Raw genomic sequence first — 20,363 nt, 5'->3', positions numbered from 1 at the left:
AAAGACTATGCCACGTATTAAAGTACTCCCCCATGAGCAATACTGCCCTGAAGGTGCTGAGTTTGAAGTCGAGCAAAATGCCAATCTGTGTCAAAGCTTATTAGACAACAACATTAAAATTGAGCATGCTTGCGATATGTCACGCGCATGTACCACATGCCATGTTGTTGTACGTAAAGGCTTTGATAGCATTGAAGAAATGGATGATGTCGAAGCAGACTTACTCGATCGCGCTTGGGGCTTAGAAGCCGACTCTCGCTTATCTTGCCAAGTTAAAATCATTGATGAAGATCTTGTGATTGAAATTCCAAAGTACAGCCTCAACCATGCTTCAGAAAATCACTAAGCCATCGCTGTCCAATTAAAATGGCAGCGTAGATGCAAAAAAAGTAAGGTCAATAAACTGACCTTACTTTTTTTTGCTTAAACTTCAGTAGAAAAACCAAAACCACTAAATACTTTAGCGCTGTTTATTTTGCTCAATCTCAATTTCATCTTCTGGGCGAAGTCGAGCCAAACCAACAAAGTTAGTAATTTCTTGCTGCAACTTAATCCGTTCAATCATTTTTTCGAGAATCTGCATCAGCTCGCTGTATTCAAAATTCTGCACTTCTTCAAGATTAAGTAGCAGATGAAACCCCTTATATTCATAATCAAACCATTGCTGATTTTCAGGCTCATCTGCCGCATATTTTTCCATCACCTGCCAGGTATTCACCAGGCCATGTATACCCTTCAATACAACTGGCTGTTTCGGTGTACATAAATAGTTATCTTTAACCAAGCGATGCGTTTCATCACCAATTAAAATTTCATCGATATTGGCAATACTTTGTAAACGCGCAGCCAAATTCGCATCACGCCCCACAATGGTATAAGTCATACGATGAACAGCGCCATAATTCCCAACGTGGCAATATCCAGTACTAATCCCCATACGAATATGTAAAGCTGGATAACCCATTTTCACCCAACGTTCACGCAAAAATTTCATTTGATGACGCATCGCAATAGCCATATCTACACAAGTTTTTGCGTCTTGCTCCACACCTTGCGAGTCCGGATCACCAAAGAAAATTAGAATGGCATCTCCCATGAACTTATCAATTGTGGCGCCATACTGTTTGGCAATCTCTGTCATATGACTCAGATAATCATTAAGTAAAAAAGCCAAGTCATCTGGAATAAGATTTTCCGAAACTTCCGTAAAACCCTGAATATCCGAAAAGAAAATAGTGATCTTCTTTCTTTTATATTCTAATTTTGCCTGCGTTTCACCACGCATAATCGCCTGCCACAACTGCAATGGTGCATAACGACTAAGCTGATTTGAAAGTTCAATATAACGATTCATTTCTGTAAAATAGTTATTTTTTTGCTTTTCCAAAGCACGAACTCGGGCCTGATTATAGTAACCGCTAATCGTAATAAAGAGGATTAAACCGATAAATGAAAGAATCGTGAGTTCAACACTGGTTTGCTGAAAATAATCTTCAAAGCCAAAAACAAAAATCGTATTTATATAGAAAATAAAAATTGAAATTAAGGTCGATAACGACAAGGTCATCATCGAAATTTTATTGGTTAAAGCAGAAAAAATAAGTGCAAATAAAAGTGTAAGCGTAATTACCAAACTTAGATGCATACCTGCTAATACGGTAGCAACAACAATTGCATCAATAATAAAGAAAATATTTCTTCTTATATATTCATCATAATTATATTGCACCCATCTCGACAATTTAGGTGAGATGAAAATAAGGGCTGCTAAAAAAAAAGGAATATAAATCTGATTTTGAGCGGTTGGTTCACCAAAGTAATAAACGACCGTAAGCAATCCGAGAATTAAATATCCCATCGTACGGAGATATTTTTCGAATTGCTTAGGACCCCTGTGCAGCATACGATCAAAAGGCACTAATTATTATTCTCCACAAACGAAGTCGTGTCCGAGTCAGGCTAGAGATCTCAATCCATGCGCCAGTCGAATGGCATATCACCTTGTCCACGAAGCGCTAACATCAACGTTTGACGCATATGTGCCAGTACATCATTACTATAAGGAACTGCTGGAGTACCCCATACTGGTTTTGGCCATACGACATCGTTGTGATAACGAACCACATGATGAAAATGTAATTGTGGAACAACATTTCCCATCGCGGCAACATTCATTTTATCCGCGCGGAATACCCGTGATAATTGGCTAGATAACCAACTTGATTCACGTAAAAATTGTTCTTGATCGGCTGGGCTTAACTCATAAAGTTCATTAACGCCAGGCACGCGTGGGATTAAGATTAACCACGGAAACTGCATATCATTCATTAAACGACATGTAGACAGCGGGAAATCACCGACAAAAAAAGTATCTTGAGCAAGTTGTGGATGCAGACTAAACATATCTTTATAAATGACGTAAAACGAATAGGTTGCCCATACTAACACAACAGACTTATTGTGAATATTGTTCACTGGCTGTTTTAGTACAAATAACTACTTTTTGCCGTAAAGCTGCGCACTCACCAGCAGATGCATCATGCCAATCTAAGCATCATGCATCTGGCTTGGTTAAAGATTTGCCAGTTTAGGCATTGCATGGGCTTTGCCACTTAACCCATATTATCTTTTTAGTTCAGCCAACAGCTTATTCAACAATTCATTAATAAACTGGATCCGTTGCTCATTCTCCGCCAACATCACCATCACTTTTAAACGTTGCCCACCATCCATACGATAATAAGTCGGTTGCTTCTGCATGAGCTGAATAATGCTCAAGGCTTGCACCGGCGTATCTTGAGCAAATTCAATGGCTCCACCATTTGAGCCAATATCAATTTTGGTAATTCCAAGCTGTTCAGCTTTGATTCGTATCTGATGCACACTAAACAAGTGTTTCACAGCTTGTGGTGGCAAACCAAAACGATCGATTAGTTCCATACGAATATGATCGAGTTTTTCTTGCGCATCCGTATTACTAATTCGCTTATAAAACAACAGCCGCTGATGCACATCTCCCAGATAACTGTCTGGAATCAAGGCCGGCATATGTAAATTAATTTCAGCAGTAAGCGACAATGGTGCATCAAAATTCGGGGTTTTACCTTGCTGAATCGCCTTGGTGGCTTTTTCCAACATTTCCATATACAAGCTATAGCCAATGGCTTGCATGGAACCACTTTGCTGTTCACCGAGTAACTCACCCGCACCACGAATTTCCAAGTCTTCTGTGGCCAAAATAAAACCTGCTCCCAGATTGGAGGCACGCTGAATCGCATCTAAACGTTTTTCAGCATCGCCTTTTAATGCTTTGAGTGAAGGCACCATTAAATAAGCATAAGCTTGGTGATGTGAACGTCCAACCCGGCCACGCAGTTGGTGTAATTGCGCTAAACCAAGTTTATCCGCCCGTTCAATAATAATGGTATTGGCATTGGGGACATCAATTCCTGTTTCAATAATGGTCGAGCAAACCAACACATTATAGTGTTTGTGATAAAACTGCTGCATGACTTGTTCAAGCTCACGCTCATGCATTTGTCCATGCGCCACAGCTACGCGTGCTTCAGGCACCAATGAACGAATATGCTCCGCAGTTCGCTCAATGCTGTCGACTTCATTGTGCAGAATATAGACCTGACCACCACGCAATAATTCACGCAATATCGCTTCTTTAAGCGTGGCGTCAGTTTGCTCAAGCACAAAAGTTTTAACTGCTAAACGTCGTGCAGGTGGTGTCGCAATAATCGACAAATCTCGCATGCCCGAAAAAGCCATATTTAAAGTTCGCGGAATTGGCGTCGCGGTTAGGGTCAACATATCAACATCGGCACGCATGGCTTTGATTCGCTCTTTGTCACGCACCCCAAAACGATGCTCCTCATCGACAATCATCAGGCCTAAACGCTTGAATTCCACAGTTTCTTGGAGGATTTTATGCGTACCAATCACAATATCGACTTTACCTGCGGCCAAATCTTCCAAGATTTTGACATGCGCCTTGTTGCTCCCAAAACGAGACAACACCTCAATGCGGATTGGCCAATCTGCAAAGCGGTCTTTAAACGATTCAAAGTGCTGCTGCGCCAATAAGGTCGTAGGTACTAAAACCGCAACCTGTTTGTCGTTTTGCACAGCCAAGAATGACGCACGCATAGCAACTTCGGTTTTACCGAAACCAACATCACCACACACCAAGCGATCCATCGGCTTAGCCAATTGCATATCATGTAAAGTGGCTTCAATGGCATTGGCTTGATCAAGAGTTTCCTCATAGGCAAAGGCATTGGCAAATTGCTTATATGCCAAATCATCCAGTTCAAAACTAATGCCGGGTTTGGCCTGACGTCGGGCTTGAATATGCAATAACTCAGCAGCAACATCATGGATTTGTTCCAATGCTTTACGCTTGGCTTTGTTCCATGCATCTGTGCCTAGCTTATGCAGTGGTGCAAGATCTGGATCTCCACCACTGTAACGGCTGATTAATTGTAAATGCGTGACAGGCACATAGATTTTGGCTGCATCCGCATAGTCAAGTTGTAAAAACTCATAATCTTGCTCATCAATACTTAAGATCACCAAGCCCGCATAGCGTCCAACCCCATGATCGATATGCACGACTGGTGCACCAATACTCAGCTCGGTTAAACTGCGAATTAGAAATTCTTCCGAGACCTCATATTGACGCTTACGACGTCGCTGCACGACCCGATGTTCGTAGAGCTGATTTTCAGAAATAATAGCCAGCTGATCACGAACCACCAGACCACGATCTAACACGGCATGGGTAATTGCAATCGAATATTTAGACTGCGTAAATTGTGCAAAACTCTCAACCGATGGAATCTCACCAAGACTGGCACGCAGCGCATCTTTTAAGCTCTCACGTCGTCCTGCACTTTCTGCCACCAATAAAATTGGATAAGTTGCTGCATCAATATATTTTTTTACTGTTGCAAAAGGCTGCTGTTGTTTTGGATCAACCACCAATTGCGCAGGTGCTTCGAATGGTAAATTAACCACTCCTGCTTTCACTTCAATGACTTCACTTGATACGATCAAACGCGGAAATTGATTTAAGGATTCTAGGACTTTCTGGGTCTGTATAAAAATATCTTCGGGGGCTAAAATCGGTTGATCAATGTTGTGACGTCGATCTTCATAACGACGCATCACCTCCATCCAAAAACTTTGCAAACCCTCATCTAAATGCCTATCTGTAATGACAATCGCATTACTTGGGAAGTACGCAGTAATATTACTCTGGGTTTCCATTGCTGTCTTACTGAAAAACAAAGGAAAATAGAACTCCAATCCAGGTGATGCAATCCCCTCTAGCACATCTTGATAAATTGGATTTTTCTTTGGATTTGCAGTCGGAAAGCTTTCAGCATAGCGGTCACGAAAAATCGAACGCGCTTCCTTCAGTGGAAACTCTTTGGCTGGCAAGACTGTAAACTGTTTAAGTTGTTCTGTGGTGCGCTGCGTTTCTGGATCAAAGAATTTTAACGTTTCAATTTCATCATCAAATAAATCAACACGAATTGGAAAATTCTGTCCTGATGCATAGATATCCATAATACTGCCACGAACTGCAAATTCACCATGATCGTAGACCGTGTCGACCAAATGATAGCCCGCTTGAATTAAACGTAACTTTTGCTGTTCTAAATCAAACTTTTGTCCGACAGCAATATCAAAATGCTCTCCCAACACCCACGAACTCGGCGCCACACGTTGTGCCAACGTGGTTGCTGAAATCAACAAAACACCTTTTTTAGGCATATTGGATAAAATTGAAAGTCGCTCAGAAACGATATCTTGATGCGGTGATAAACGATCATAAGGCAAAATTTCCCAATCAGGAAAAATCGTTGGCTTTAAACCATAAAACTCAAGTTCGCTTTCTAACTGAGCGAGATGTTGACTATTGCGTGCGACCAGCACCAGCAGCTGCTCGGTCTGATCGGCAATTTGTTTTAATAATAGGGCTGCGCCTGAGCCAAGTAAGCTCCCGACCCATCTTTTTTCATTCGGTTTGAGTTTTTTTAAATCAAGTTCAGAAATGATATGTTGAAACATAAACAGTGCTTTGGGTTTAAATCATATGTCCGCTATCTTAACATGATGTCGCTTGTTTACAGAAAAGAGAACGCTAATCTAAGCGCTAAAATAAGTTGGTTTTTTATTTATACTGCTGAGCTTCGTCATTTATGCTTCAGCCGTTTTCTGAAAACATAATGCCAAATAATTAATACTGTCGCGCATATGCGTAATCGAAGTTTCGTCCTCAGTCACCCAATCTACAAAGCTCGCCCCTTCTAAAAAACTAAAAAAGAGAAAGGTCATTTGTTTGGCGCTGCCATGGCGATTTATTTCTTGCGTACTTACTCCCTGTTGAATGGTTTTTTCTAACCACTCCAATTGCAGCTTAAAATATTGTTTGGTCAATAACTGTAAGGATTCGGGTAATACACGCATCTCTGCAGATAAGGCACCACACAAAGGTAATAAATGATCTTGCTTTGACTGAATAAATATCTCAGCAAAGGCATTTAAACGTTGAATATGACTGCTGTGGGTTTGCTCAATCTGCTCTAGGATATTCACGGTATTGAGCATATTTAGTTCTATAATTTCACGGCCCAAATCTTCTTTACTGGGAAAGTGATGATGAATACTGGCTTTGCGAATGCCTACAATCTTTTCAATATCGGCATAACTAAAAGCGGCATATCCATGAGAACGCAACAACACCACCGAAGCCTGAATTATTTTTTGTTTAGTCGTTAAGGTCATTTGCAGAATACACATTTTAAAATGTAAAACCGCATTGTATTCGAAATTGACTGTGTTTGTTGGAATTGGGGAATCCCCTGCTGGGAATTCCCGCTAAATGCTTCAAAGTTCTTCAAATGCCTCTAAGACACGGGTTGAATAAACCAATGCCGCACCAGCATTTAATGCAATTGCAGTCCCCAGAGCTTCTGCAATTTCTTCTTTGCTTGCACCTGCTTTTTTTGCAGCAAACGCATGCGCTGAAATACAACCATCGCAACGCGTGGTCACAGCAACGGCTAGCGCAATTAACTCATGGGTTTTATCATCTAAAACTTTATTGGTTCGCGTTGCAGCATCTAATTGCTGAACTGCACTGGCGATAGGTTGGTTTAATTTGGCGAAATTACCCACACCTTTGACCAAATTTTTAAGTTTTTTGCTCCACTCATGTTCCATTTAAAACTCCATCTCAAAAACAAACCTATTAGTAGGTAGGTTTATATTATCGTGAGTTTAATCACTGTCAAGTTAAATAACCAAAGCAATTGAAAATTGAAAAGACCAAACGAATGCTTTATTTTAATTTTATTATTTAACTTAAACATCGATCTTATGCGTAGCAATAAACTTGTATTACTGGGCGGACTCCTTGCAATCAGCTCAATCTCATTTGCACAAAACACGTCTCCTGCGCCTTTGGCCGGTGTGATTAAAACCTTTACCATTACCCTGCCTAAAGATCATACCAATAATAGCTGGCACGACTTAAAATACATGAAAAATGTCAAATGGGCAGCTTCAGATTCGGCGATTACACCAGATGGTAGGATTCAATTTACCAATCCACAGAATGGTAAAAGTGTGGATGCACCGATTTATATATCAGGTGCAAGAACGATGATTCAGTACGCAGAAATAACCCTAGAACAAGGTTATATTGGACCTAGCAATAATGCGCAGACATTAGAACAATTGTTTGGCAACTATCAATTTAAACAACTTAAAAATAAATGTGACAATGTAATACTTGGCGAGGAAAATGCACATTGGCAATTGACACCAAGCAAGAGTCAACCCATTTATATCACGCTTAAAACCTCAGCCAATCAATCAAAAATTCGTGTGGCACACAATTTATATTGGGCAGACGATCAAGATTACGACAAATGCAATCTAAAGCAATATGATGCAGATTAAATCACTATTCAATTTAAATTATAAAATAGCCCCACTGCGCTACTCGATCTATGCGGGGTTATTACGTCGCAGCAGTATGATTACTGCTTGTGTAAACTGTTGATGCTTCATCGAATAGTGCGAACCTTTATTTAGAAAGGATTTCATAACTCATATTTCTAAACCATTTCTGGCTTTTTTTATGATGGCTAGAGACATGCCAAAATTGCTTAATCGCATAGGTTGGGAAATCAATGGGTGCTGCTAAAATCTGTAGATTGCCACGCGCCAATAGCACTTCACTGAGATAATACGGTACCGTTGCAATACTTTCTGATTCTTGAACCACCAAACCTACCCCCAAATAACTTGGTAGCTTCATCACAATTGATCTTTTTAAACCCAGGTTATTACACACTTGCTCAAGTGAGTAATGCCCTGCGCCTGCATCAACATCAATATGTTTTTCATTTAAATACTGCTCAATACTGATTTTATTATCTTGCAAACGTGGATGGTCTTTCGATGCGATCACCACATAATACTGTTCAAAAAGCTTTTGTTGATAAAAAGAGGGTTCTAAGTTGGGTAAAAAACCAATCGCTAAATCAATCTCACCGCTTTTCATTTTATCAGCAGTATCTAATGTGATCGAATGAACTTCGAGCTGGATACCTGGCGCATGCTGTTTTAAATAGGTTGAAATTTTCGGTAATAAAACCAAATGGGAAACATCGGTCATCGCAATATTAAATTTAAGCTGCGAATTAATTTCATCAAATTGATCAGAGAAATTTAGTACCAATTCAAATTTCTGTAAAACCTCACCAACCAAAGGAAAAAGTTGCTTAGAAAGATCTGTTGGCAACATTTCATTGCCCACTCTTAAAAACAGTGGATCGTTATAATACTTTCTTAATTTATTCAATAAATTACTTAATGTTGGCTGGCTTAAGTTTAAATAATTAGCAGCCTCAGAGATACTTTTAAATCGATAAATACAATAAAAAATGTTCAGTATTTTAATATCTATATCATACATTCTTTAACCATTTTCCAATGAGAGCTTAAAATACAAAAAAGTTCCAATCAATTATCTATCAACAGAAGACGTATTTTTTGAATTAAAGCACTGTCAAATTCATTATTGTGCAATACACTCAAGCAATACTTCTCATCTCTAAAAGTAAAATAATTCTAACTTAGGGTCTAAAAATCGATCACACACTTCGATAAAAACAATCAATACAGCTTAGGCTAGGCCTTCCGATATGGGTGAGTCTAGCGCTAGACATCTCTTAGAGATGCATTCACAAGATTAAACACGTAGCATTCACAATGAACTTTACGCCGCTAAAAACGCTGGCATGCTACGCATTGAATGATCAAATAAACATATCCCTGTAATATTTGATTGATAAACGAAAGTTTTGACTATTTTAGCACAACAGCCATCAGATCTTTATACAAATTGATTTGAGTTGAATTCAAGTCGCCTATGGATTGTGCAGGCAATCCTAGTAGACACAAAATTTCAGCATGCGTTTCTATAGATGAATATGACAATAAACTAAAATGAAACTAAACTTATCCTGTCGTATTAACGTATGTGCTTCTAATACACTTAATGGAATATCAACTCCCCCTAATTTGTATTTTCTGTAAGCTTACATTCTCTCCCTCTTAATCACACTGAGCTTAAACTTTACTCATCAAATCAATAAACAAGAGTAAAGCTCATGGCAACATACGAATTAACCACCTCAAATGACTTAATTGACAACCCATCACCACGTTGTGCATGCATGGTTATTTTAGATACCTCAAGTTCGATGGGTGGCGCAGCGATCCGTGAATTGAATAGTGGTATTCAACACTTCATTGCTTCTGTGCAGGAGGATGAGGTTGCGGCTTATTCTGTGGAAATTGGAGTTATTACTGCTGGCGCAGCCGTAACAGAAGCCTTGGCATTTACCACTGCCAATAATATTGATGGCATTACACAGTTTACCGCGCATGGTACAACACCTTTGGGTCGTGCAACTGAACTTGCACTACAACGTCTTGAGGAACGCAAAAAAGAATATAAAAATTCTGGCGTTGCGTATTATCAACCGTGGCTCATCATTATCAGTGATGGTGCACCTACAGATCACTACAGCGCTGCGGCACAACAAGCTAAAACATTATCAGAACAACGTAAGTTGGTGGTCTTACCAATTGGTGTTGATGGTGCTGATTTAAATATCCTTGGGCAATTCAGTTCACGCGGTGCAAAAAAACTACAAGGTCTTAAATTCAATGAGTTCTTTGAGTGGCTTTCGGCAAGTATGAGTCGCGTCTCAGCTTCTGCTTCAACTTCATCGAGTGTGAAATTGCCTGCAACAGACGGATGGGACTCAATCTAATGATTTTTAAAACTGTTCTAAATCACTTTATGCAGACACGCAGCACAAATGAGCGTTTCGTCACGCCCAAAAAAGCAGATATTGCACAAGGCGCTAGAATGCCAAAAGTCTTTGATCGTTATGCCGTGCAACAGGCCCTTTCACCTTTATTGGCGAAAGGAGGAGAAGGTGAAATCTACCCACTACAACAACAGGAAAATATTTTAGTTAAACGCTATTTGCCAGAAATTCTACATACAGAAAAAATCTATTTGGAACAAAAAATAGAAGCAATGCGTGGTTTACGACCGTTATTTAAAGACCGCAATATGAGCTGGCCTGCTATTTCGGTATACGACGAACATCAACAATGGCTTGGTTATGCTATGCCGAAAATTGAAGGCTCTACCATGCGCGTACTGGCTCATGCAATTGCCTACAAAAAATATGCACCCGATTTAAATCGCCATGACATTGTCAAAATGCTGATTTATTTTCTAGACAATATCCGCCACTTACATAAACACGGCATCATGATCGGTGACTACAATCTTAGTAATTTTATGTGGAATCCCAAAGACTTTAATGTCGGATTTATTGATTGCGATAGCTATCAGATCCAAATAAAAGATCAAACATTCCCATGTTTAGTTGGCAGCCCTGATTTAACTGCCCCGGAACATCATGGCAAAGCATTTAAAGATATTCGTCGGACCCAGGAATCTGAATATTTTTCCATTGCGATCGTACTGTTCATGTGTCTTATGCTTGGTCGTCATCCCTACGACATTATTGGTGGTGATGATCCCGTTCAGAATCTAATCTCAGGAAAATTTGCCTATGGGTTAGGCAATCGCGGCATCCCTAAAGGTCAGTGGTATAACATCTGGAGCCACATGCCCTATCGGGTAAAAAGCTTATTTATTGAAACCTTTACCAATGGTGCAAAAGATCCTTGCGCGCGTGCCGATCTTGAAACTTGGTTAGATGCATTACAGGTGTATGAGCGTGAATTAGCCAAAGGCTATCATGCGATGGAAATCATTCCACCAGAACCAAAGAAATCGATCAAAAAGTAGCAACCACTTGTTTACTCATCACAATTCATTTTTTTGAGATCTCATAATGAAAAATAGCACATCGACTGTGCCAAGTCGCAAAGTTAAAAAACCACGCAATGGCGCGCAGCAGCATATTCAGACTGCAATAACTGCCGCTTCAAACGGCAATATGAAAAAAGTACCTTATCGCTTTACAGACGCGTCTTTATTTGGCTACTCGCCTTGGACATTGAAATTTATCTGCAAGCAATATTTATTTAAATTATTGTCCTTACCATTGGAATCTCAAGCTGAGCAATTAAAATATTATGCACGTGTCACCCAAGAACCAGCCAAGGTCTATGCTGAAGCATTGGTCGGAATACAACATCGCCAACCGAATATTCAACTCCCCTGTCAAGATGCTGCTCAAGCAACTATTAAACCGCGCCCCATTCTAATCGTTTGTGATGGAGCAGGCAGTGCTGCTGTATCAGATTTAGGTGCAAATGCACTCACTGCCCAATTAACCCGGCTCTGCCAAAGTTTAGAACCGTTACTTGCGACTTACCTCGATGTGGCACAGCCTCATGATTTTTCAACCTTAGTGCGGATTGTCATTCGACATGCGATGGGGATTTTACAAGACTGCGCAGCATTACATCGACGCTCAATCCGTGATTTTCGCAGCACGCTTAATTTAGTTGTTGTCGGTTCCGTCCATAGCCTATGGCTTAAAGTCGGTGATGGTGAAATTGTGCAAGAACATCTTTTTCAACTCGATACTGAGCAAGTGCATGTCGACTACCAATGTTTGGGTCTGCACAATAAAGGCGAGTTTGCCAATCAAACTCAATTTATAGATGACCAACTACAGTTTTCTGATGTACATTGGGGTGTTTTAGACAGTCAAATCACGACTGGCTTAGTCCTGATGAGTGATGGTGCCGCGGAAAAACTGGTCAGTGTAAACCGCGATCAAGTAGCAGGACAAATCACACAGTGGTTACAACAGCTACGAGGTGATCAATTTAAAGTTGCTGAGCTTTATAAACGTTTTTATTCGGAAGAATTCTTAACCCGCTCCACAGGTGATGATCGCTCCATTGTTTTATATGCAAAAAACTACCGCTTTGATGCTGATTAAAGTTACTAAAAAAATGAGGTCTAAAAGATGATATTTGCAAGCAAACGCATACCTGCTCGTTTAGACGAAAATTTATCTCAAACTATTGAAATTTATACTTATAAGTATAACTACGAAACATTTTGTCATACAGCAACTTTACTGATACACACTTTGAAATATTTAGCAGCTGTAACTCATTGCTTTACAAAAGGAAAAAACGAGGGTAGAGTCTGAACAGACCTCCCTGCTGATAAGGGATTAAGACAGTTGTAATGTTTTGATTGAATGCGCTTCCAATGTCTGAACAGACCTCTTGAGCCTTTTGCAAAACATGTTTTGCATAGGCGCAAGTTAGGGATGAAGACCAAGCAATCCCTCCCGACCTCCCTTTTCAAAGGGAGGAGCGCTATACAAAAACCGGTTGGACTTGTTATGAAGACTGCCCTGCTGATCAGGGATTAAGACAGATATGTCTCTATTTCGTTAGCTGTTTTTGGTGGTCTGAACAGATCTCTTGAACCTTTTGCAAAGGTAGAAATAAAAAATGGACTACAAAACTAAAATGACTTTGTAGCCCATTTTTTATTATCGATGATACAACCCAACAATTTAGAAGATTGATCATTTTGATATTTACTTAAAAACATCCGTCATAAAAAACAATAAAATTACGATGACATCCAGCGCCAGCAATATGCCTAAATACATTTTTTCCATGCGATTGAAAATAGGCGCAGCAAGTTGCTTCTCTTTTCTCGACCAAATATAGACAGGTAATCCACACGTCAATAACACCGGGATTAAGGCGACATATTTTAAATCACTGGCATAGAGAATAAATAAACAGAATAAGGCACCCAATACACCACTACATAAAGCCATGGTGCGGCCCGTTTTGGCATATTGATCATACTGGCGATTTAAACAGATTTTAGCCATAAACAAAGTGGTGGTAATATAAGCGGGAACAACCATCAATGCGCTAATATTATACATAGTGACCCATGCATTATTTGAGAAATACACCAATAGCATTGCAGCCTGCATCACACCACTACTGACCCAAAGTGAAACATTGGCGGCATGATTTTTATTTGTTTTCGCAAATACTTTCGGAAATGCGCCTTTTTCACCCGCGACCATTGGAATTTCTGCACACAACATGGTCCAAGCCAACCATCCTGCAAGTACGGAAATAATTAATCCAACATTCATGAACCAATCGCCCCAATCCCCCACCATATGGCTTAAAACACCAGCAGTTGATGGATTGGCGACTGTTGCCAATTCGGCTTGCGGCATTGCACCAAAAGGAAGTACCGACAATAAAATATAAATAAATAAGGCAACGATAAAACCAATTAAGGTTGCTTTACCTACATCCTTTTTATTCTTTGCACGCCCAGAAAGAACCACTGCTCCCTCTACCCCAATAAATGCCCACAGTGTGACGGTCATTGGCGCAAGGATCTGGGTGAATAACGAAACGGATTCTTGCGGATTACTGCCTGCAGCAACAATTGCTGGGCTAGTGCCCCAAACATTGGTAAATAACTGCGTATAGTTAATCAAAAATCCTAAAATAATAACAAACAAAATTAAAGGGACCAGCTTGGCAATGGTGCCAATGGTATTGATTGCACCCGCAACACGAGTACCGGATAAAACTAAAAAGTTATAGCCCCAAATTAAGACGGACCCACAAATAATCGACGTTAAGTTATTCCCCCCCGTAAATACCCCTGGGAAAAACTGATTTAATGCATCCATGAGAATAATTGCAAAGGCAACATTCCCAAAACAGGTCATTAACCAATAACCCCACGCTACATTAAATCCAATAAAAGAACCGAAGCCCTCCTGTGCATACATATATACGCCGGCTTGTAAGTCTGGTCTTAAATCAGATAACAGTCGAAATGAGTTTGCAATAAAGTAAATACCAATACCCGCAATCAACCACGCAATCACTACGGGACCCACCGCAGATGTTGCTGCGGTATTTTGTGGCAAACTAAATACCCCACCACCCAACATCGATCCAACCACAATCGCAATAAGTGCCAGTAATCCCAATTTTGCACTCTTGCTTGTGTCTGGCTGATCCGTTGGCGTTACACTATCTTTGCTTTTATTTGTCATAAAAAGTTCCTTTAAATAAAAAAAGCCAATGCATTGCATTGGCTCTCCTCTAGACTATTGACGACCTTTTTTGATCGACGTTGATGTATGGCGTTTGAAACGAATATGGCTTGGCAATTTTTCTGGAACAGTCTCATCTTCCATAATTGCTCTTAACCAGAAATCGCCATTTTGATCAACATTTAGACCTTGAATTTCATGTTCAAAGCCTGGGTACTGCTTATCGAATGTTTGTAAGGCCTGTAAATACCCTAAAATGCCTGTGTCATCTTGCGGTAAGCGCTCTCCTGGCATTAATACAGGGATACCCGGTGGATAAGGAACCAACATCGTTGCTGCAATACGCCCAGTAAATTCTGCAAGACGCACATGCTCAGTTTTATAACGCACGACTTTTTGATAGGCTTCCGCGGGTGTAATCACGGGTGCTGGAGAACTACTGACCGCAGCACTAATATGTTCGATCAGCTGTAATTGCTGCATGGTTTCATGCATGCCCTGACACAATTGTTTTAACGTCATACCATCATATTGAGGCGAGTTTTTCTTTAATGATGGAATGGCTTCGACTGCAGGCGCATCACTATCATATAAATGCTTAAACGCAAGTAAGCTCTCGATCAAAGTGCCCCACTTACCTTTGGTAATTCCAACCGAAAATAATATAAGTAAGGTGTAATCACCTGTTCGGGCAATTTCAGTTCTGCGATCATCTAAAAATTTGGTGATGATATACCCTGGAATGCCCATTTTTTCATAATGGCCATCTGCCGTAATCCCTGGGCAAGTAATGGTGACTTTGACCGGGTCCAACATACAGTCGGTACCCGCAATATCTTCTTGACTGAAACCATGCCAAGCCTCATTTTCTTTGAGTGTCCAGATATCAGCCGTTTGGCTCAACAATTCCATCGGTGCTTGGCCAAATGAATAGTGTGAACCAGACTGAGTGTCCACAACCTCCTTGGGCTGTAAAACATCAAAGAACCACGATGACTCGCCTTCCTGTTCGCGCAGTTTTTCTTTAATATTTACCACAGCTTGGCGGAAAGAGATCGCTTCCTCAATCGATTCTTGCACCAATGATTTACCGGCACGACCTTCCATCATACTGACCGCAACATCGATGGATGCAATGATTGGATAAAACGGTGAGGTCGTTCCGTGCATCATAAAAGAATCATTAAAATCATCATAATCGAGTGGTGCGCGCTCACTTTTTTTAACGTGAATCATCGATGCCATAGACAATGCTGGCAACATTTTATGGGTCGATTGCACTGCAAAAATCGTTGGTCTATCAGGCGTATCATCATCAATATCCATCGCAAAGCGATCTTTATAAAGCGGATGGAATTTTGCATAGGCATACCACGCTTCATCAAAATGAATCCGTGGCACACTTAGTTTTAATTCTTCGACCAACTTTTTAACGTTGTAGCAGAAACCATCATAAGTACAATTGGTGATTACGGCATAGGTCGGTTGTTTACTCACCGCGTGCGCACTCAAGGCACTTTCTGCAATTAATTGATCAATACTGGCTTTACGCATGCGTTGCATGGGGATTGGACCAATTAAGCCATAGCCATTGCGGGTGGGTTTTAAATAGACCGGACGTGCATTTGAAAGGGTGATTCCGTGGTTTAAGGACTTATGGCAATTACGATCGACAACCACAACTTCATTGGCGCCAATTGCGCCTTGCGCAACAATTCTATTCGAGCCAGAAGAGCCTGCAACCGCGTAAAATGTCCAATCCGCGCCAAATAATTTTGCTGCTTTGACTTCAGAGACTTTGGAAGGCCCAGCATGAATCAAATAATCTCCCATTTCAGCTGTGGCAACACCAATATCGGCACGCATAATGTTTTCACCAAAGAATTTGATGAACTCAATGCCAATCGGATGTTTCTCATAGGCCATACCGCCCATATGCCCCGGACAGTCCCAGTAATAATCACCATCTTCTGTAAAATCTTTTAAGGTCTTAAAGTAAACTGGCAATAAATTATCCGCATAATGCTTGACTGCGGTATATATTCGATTCGCGGTAAATTCTGCCGTTTCTGAATATAAATAAACGTACTCATTTACTTCTTTGAGAACTGTTAAGGCAACATGCTCAGTAATATTTGCTTCAGAAAACAAGAAAACTGGCACTTTCTCATTTCGCTCACGAATTGTAGAGATTAACGCTTCACTTTCCGCATTAATCTTTTCATTCCCCTGATCCCAAATTAATCCAATCATGCTGTAGCGTGGACTTGCTTTGAGCAGTTTCAAGCCATCCTCAATACTGTCGGCAATCGAGATATGAAAGCCTCGATTTTCTAATGCTTGATGTATTTGAAATATAGATTTCGCGGCAGGATCTGTGTTTTGAATGGTTGAAGAGAATATGAATAAAATATTTTTATTAAATTTCATTAGCAGACTTTTCCCGTAATTTACTTTCTTAAAAGTAAATATAAAATATTACAGATCCCCCCATCCAATATGTATTTTTGTATCCACTCTAGAAAAAATGTATTTAAATATTTATTTTTGTACCAATTTAAAAACGATATTTGTACTACTCTTTTATAATCATATTGATTATATTCAAATCAACAAGATGCACATATAACCATATTGAACGCACACCATATAATCAAAGTAAAATCTAATGATTTGATATTACACCATTCTAATTTTTCATCGCCAATTTTAAACGCTTAAAATACAGCCACGCCAAAAACGAATGCAAATAGATGTATTCAACCTAAATCATCGTCATACGCAGAACAAACTTTAATATAAAAAAACAATCGAACACATATCCATATTAATTTTATGTATTTAATTATCGATTGATATAAAAATCGCATAAAATTTATTTACTTAAGGATAATAAATGAGCAATGCACCATCGACGAACAACCAAAAATTAGGCTTATTCGCTTTAATTGCGATTGTTGTAAGCACCATGATCGGTAGCGGTATTGATGGTTTACCCCAGAATATGGCAGCAAACTCTGCACTTGGCCCAGTGATTATTGCTTGGTTGATTTGTGGATTTGGCATGTTCTTTATTGCACGAACCTTTATCACCCTTTCAAACATCAGACCCGATTTATCTTCGGGTATCTATATGTATCCGAGTGAAGGCTTTGGACCTTTTGTTGCCTTTATCTCTGCATGGGGATATTGGTTTATGACCATGTTTAGTAATGTCGCTTTTACCATTATGGTGATGGATGTATTAAATTACTTTCTACCGGGTGATTTTAAAGGTGGTAATAATATCGCTTCTTTAATTGGAGCATCCATTTTAGTTTGGGGATTTAATTTCCTCGTTCTTTCTGGAACAAAAGCAGCCAGTTTACTTAATTTAATTGGAACATTTGCTAAAATGATTCCATTGATTGTATTTATATTTATTCTTATTTATTACTTAAACTACAATCTGTTTATAACTGATATTTGGGGACATGCTGCGGTTAATCCTAAACAACAGCTGGGTTCAATTTTAGATCAGGTTATTTCTCCACTCGATGTCGCAATCTGGTGTTTTATTGGTGTGGAAAGTGCTGTGGCACTTTCTAATCGCGCCAAAAATAAAAAGGATATTGGGAAAGCGACTTTTATTGGTTTTATGATCTCACTGACCGTTTGTATTTTAGTTTCGATTCTGCCTTTTGGTGTGCTCAATCAGCAACAGCTTAGTCAAATCGCAACCCCCTCGACTGCAGGTGTGCTGAAAATCATTAGCGGTGAATGGGGAGAATGGCTAATTAATATCGGTGTCTTGGTTTCTATTTTAGCCAGCTGGTTGGCTTGGACCATGATCTGTGCAGAAGTACCGATGGTTGCAGCACAGAATGGGACTTTTCCTAAACAGTTTGCCAAGAAAAATAAAAATGATTCTGCTTCGGTATCTTTATGGACCAGTAGTTTTATTATGCAAGCCATCGTCATTTTAATTTATTTTTCTAAAAATGCCTGGCTGACCATGCTGGCGATTTCCACCATTACGGTTTTACCCGCTTATTTTGCATCTGCCGCTTACCTGCTCAAACTCAATATTCAGAAAGATTCAACGTATAAACTACGGGCAAAAGCACGAATCACCGCGATTTTCAGCAGTGTCGTTAGTATTATTTTCTGTTTATTTATGCTGTACGCCAGTGATTTTCGCTATGTTGCAATGACACCACTTTTAATCACGCTCGGGCTACCTTTCTTTATCTGGGCCAGAAAAAAAGATCCTAACACCGTTCATATTTTTGCAGGCCGTGAATGGATTTATCTCGCGGTACTGATTCTGCTCGATATGATGACCATTGCGCTCTATTGCAACGGTATCATTTCTTTTTAGCATCTTAGTATTTGACCAGCCCAATCCCAATATTGTGATTAAGCAAATATCTAAACCAGTCACTAAGCCAATTACGATGAGAAAAATAAAGCCCCAATCATTGATTAGGGCTTTATTGACTCATTTTCTGAATCGGCTCTGCGGCTGACTAATTAACCACGTTCAGCAAGCGGTGCAAATTTTAGATTTTCAGGACCAGTATAGTTGGCACTTGGGCGAATAATCTTGCCATCTTGGCGTTGTTCGATCACATGTGCAGACCAACCTGCAGTACGCGCAATGACGAACAATGGCGTAAACATTGCTGTCGGTACGCCCATTAAGTGATAGCTCACCGCACTGAACCAATCCAGATTTGGGAACATGTTTTTAACTTCTTTCATCACCGCTTCAAGACGTTCAGCAATCAAATACATTTTTTGATTGTCCTGCGTTTCTGCCAGTTCACGTGCAACCTGTTTGATTACATCATTACGTGGATCTGCAATGGTATAAACCGGGTGACCAAAACCAATTACCACTTCTTTGTTTTCAACACGCTTACGGATATCAGCTTCGGCTTCATCAGCATCGTCATAACGCTGTTGAATCACAAATGCAACTTCGTTGGCGCCACCATGTTTAGGACCACGTAATGCACCAATTGCACCAGCAATGGTTGAATACATGTCTGAACCCGTTCCAGCGATTACACGCGACGTAAAGGTTGAAGCGTTAAATTCATGCTCTGCGTATAGAATCAACGAAGTGTGCATGGCTTGAATCCATTGTTCACATGGCTTTTCACCATGTAACAAATGCAAGAAATGTGCGCCAATAGAGTCGTCGTCAGTCTCCACTTCGATACGTTTGCCATTGTGGCTAAACTGATACCAATACAACAACATAGAACCAAATGAAGCCATCAGCTTGTCGGCAATATCACGTGCACCAGCATAGTTATGGTCTTCATGTTCTGGGGTTAAACAACCCAGAACCGATACGCCTGTACGCATCACATCCATTGGATGTGCATACGGTGGTAATTGTTCTAAAGCGGCTTTAAGTGCTGCTGGTAAACCGCGAAGTGCTTTGAGTTTGGCTTTATACGCTTTTAGTTCAGCTTTGTTGGGTAACTTACCGTGTACCAGCAAATAAGCAACTTCTTCAAACTCACTTTGACCTGCAAGGTCTAAAATATCGTAACCACGATAGTGCAAATCATTGCCGCTTTTTCCAACGGTACACAATGCAGTATTCCCTGCAACTTGTCCGCTTAATGCAACTGATTTTTTTGGTTTGAATGTTGGGGTCGTTGTCTCATTAGTGCTCATCAGATCTTCCTTTTTCCATTTAATGGTTCAATT

The 20,363-nt window shown here is 40.0% G+C and carries 15 protein-coding genes; 6 read left to right on the top strand and 9 right to left on the bottom strand.

Annotation, left to right across the window (positions count from 1 at the left end; translation table 11 throughout):
• Window positions 1-7: 7 nt before the first annotated feature.
• Complete coding sequence (gene fdx / locus FD716_RS07865) at window positions 8-346, top strand: ISC system 2Fe-2S type ferredoxin (protein ID WP_139851784.1); 339 nt, start codon at window positions 8-10, stop codon at window positions 344-346.
• Window positions 347-460: 114 nt separating this feature from the next.
• On the opposite strand, the gene FD716_RS07860 is transcribed toward fdx, so the two are convergent.
• The 5 genes from FD716_RS07860 to FD716_RS07840 all read right to left on the bottom strand — a co-directional run bounded on the left by FD716_RS07860 (window position 461) and on the right by FD716_RS07840 (window position 7,239).
• Entirely contained in the window at window positions 461-1,918 is a 1,458-nt protein-coding gene (locus FD716_RS07860) for an adenylate/guanylate cyclase domain-containing protein (RefSeq protein ID WP_139851783.1), read from the bottom strand.
• Window positions 1,919-1,968: 50 nt separating this feature from the next.
• Complete coding sequence (locus FD716_RS07855; RefSeq protein ID WP_139853639.1) at window positions 1,969-2,403, bottom strand: HIT domain-containing protein; 435 nt, start codon at window positions 2,401-2,403, stop codon at window positions 1,969-1,971.
• A 219-nt stretch (window positions 2,404-2,622) separates the two neighbouring features.
• Complete coding sequence (mfd, locus tag FD716_RS07850; protein WP_139851782.1) at window positions 2,623-6,084, bottom strand: transcription-repair coupling factor; 3,462 nt, start codon at window positions 6,082-6,084, stop codon at window positions 2,623-2,625.
• Between the two features lie 129 nt (window positions 6,085-6,213).
• Window positions 6,214-6,801 (bottom strand): TetR/AcrR family transcriptional regulator, encoded by a 588-nt coding sequence (locus FD716_RS07845; RefSeq protein ID WP_139851781.1) that lies wholly within the window; start codon window positions 6,799-6,801, stop codon window positions 6,214-6,216.
• 102 nt (window positions 6,802-6,903) lie between these two features.
• The gene (locus FD716_RS07840; protein ID WP_139851780.1) at window positions 6,904-7,239 is read right to left on the bottom strand and encodes a carboxymuconolactone decarboxylase family protein; all 336 of its coding nucleotides are present in this window, start codon (window positions 7,237-7,239) and stop codon (window positions 6,904-6,906) included.
• Window positions 7,240-7,395: 156 nt separating this feature from the next.
• Here FD716_RS07840 and FD716_RS07835 point away from each other — a divergent pair, with 156 nt between their 5' ends.
• On the top strand, window positions 7,396-7,980 hold the full coding sequence (locus FD716_RS07835; RefSeq protein WP_139851779.1) for a hypothetical protein: 585 nt from the start codon (window positions 7,396-7,398) through the stop codon (window positions 7,978-7,980).
• Between the two features lie 127 nt (window positions 7,981-8,107).
• Here the strand turns inward: FD716_RS07835 and FD716_RS07830 are convergent, their stop codons facing one another.
• Window positions 8,108-9,001 carry a LysR substrate-binding domain-containing protein gene (locus tag FD716_RS07830; RefSeq protein WP_139851778.1) on the bottom strand — a complete coding sequence of 298 codons (894 nt, stop codon included), beginning with the start codon at window positions 8,999-9,001 and terminating at the stop codon, window positions 8,108-8,110.
• Window positions 9,002-9,698: 697 nt separating this feature from the next.
• Between FD716_RS07830 and FD716_RS07825 the strand changes: the two genes are divergently transcribed.
• Genes FD716_RS07825 through FD716_RS07815 form a run of 3 tightly spaced genes read left to right on the top strand, consistent with a single transcriptional unit; the run spans window position 9,699 to window position 12,533 of the window.
• Window positions 9,699-10,367 (top strand): vWA domain-containing protein, encoded by a 669-nt coding sequence (locus FD716_RS07825; RefSeq protein ID WP_139851777.1) that lies wholly within the window; start codon window positions 9,699-9,701, stop codon window positions 10,365-10,367.
• On the top strand, window positions 10,367-11,425 hold the full coding sequence (locus tag FD716_RS07820; RefSeq protein ID WP_215895457.1) for a hypothetical protein: 1,059 nt from the start codon (window positions 10,367-10,369) through the stop codon (window positions 11,423-11,425). Before FD716_RS07825 ends, FD716_RS07820 begins: the two co-directional genes overlap by 1 nt.
• Window positions 11,426-11,471: 46 nt before the next feature.
• Window positions 11,472-12,533, top strand: a complete 1,062-nt coding sequence (locus tag FD716_RS07815; RefSeq protein ID WP_139851776.1) for a protein phosphatase 2C domain-containing protein — start codon at window positions 11,472-11,474, stop codon at window positions 12,531-12,533.
• Window positions 12,534-13,148: 615 nt separating this feature from the next.
• Here the strand turns inward: FD716_RS07815 and FD716_RS07805 are convergent.
• Window positions 13,149-14,657, bottom strand: a complete 1,509-nt coding sequence (locus tag FD716_RS07805; protein WP_139851774.1) for a basic amino acid/polyamine antiporter — start codon at window positions 14,655-14,657, stop codon at window positions 13,149-13,151.
• A 54-nt stretch (window positions 14,658-14,711) separates the two neighbouring features.
• On the bottom strand, window positions 14,712-17,087 hold the full coding sequence (locus FD716_RS07800) for an Orn/Lys/Arg family decarboxylase (protein ID WP_139851773.1): 2,376 nt from the start codon (window positions 17,085-17,087) through the stop codon (window positions 14,712-14,714).
• A gap of 466 nt (window positions 17,088-17,553) precedes the next feature.
• Here FD716_RS07800 and FD716_RS07795 point away from each other — a divergent pair, with 466 nt between their 5' ends.
• Window positions 17,554-19,017, top strand: coding sequence for a basic amino acid/polyamine antiporter (locus tag FD716_RS07795; protein WP_139851772.1), 1,464 nt, complete (start codon window positions 17,554-17,556; stop codon window positions 19,015-19,017).
• A 152-nt stretch (window positions 19,018-19,169) separates the two neighbouring features.
• Here FD716_RS07795 and prpC read toward each other — a convergent pair whose 3' ends face one another.
• Complete coding sequence (gene prpC / locus FD716_RS07790; RefSeq protein ID WP_139851771.1) at window positions 19,170-20,330, bottom strand: bifunctional 2-methylcitrate synthase/citrate synthase; 1,161 nt, start codon at window positions 20,328-20,330, stop codon at window positions 19,170-19,172.
• Between the last annotated feature and the right edge of the window lie 33 nt (window positions 20,331-20,363).

Origin of the sequence: Acinetobacter pullicarnis (genome assembly GCF_006352475.1) — a bacterium.
GTDB classification, from domain to species: Bacteria; Pseudomonadota; Gammaproteobacteria; order Pseudomonadales; family Moraxellaceae; genus Acinetobacter; species Acinetobacter pullicarnis.
This window is presented reverse-complemented; position numbering and strand designations above follow the sequence as displayed.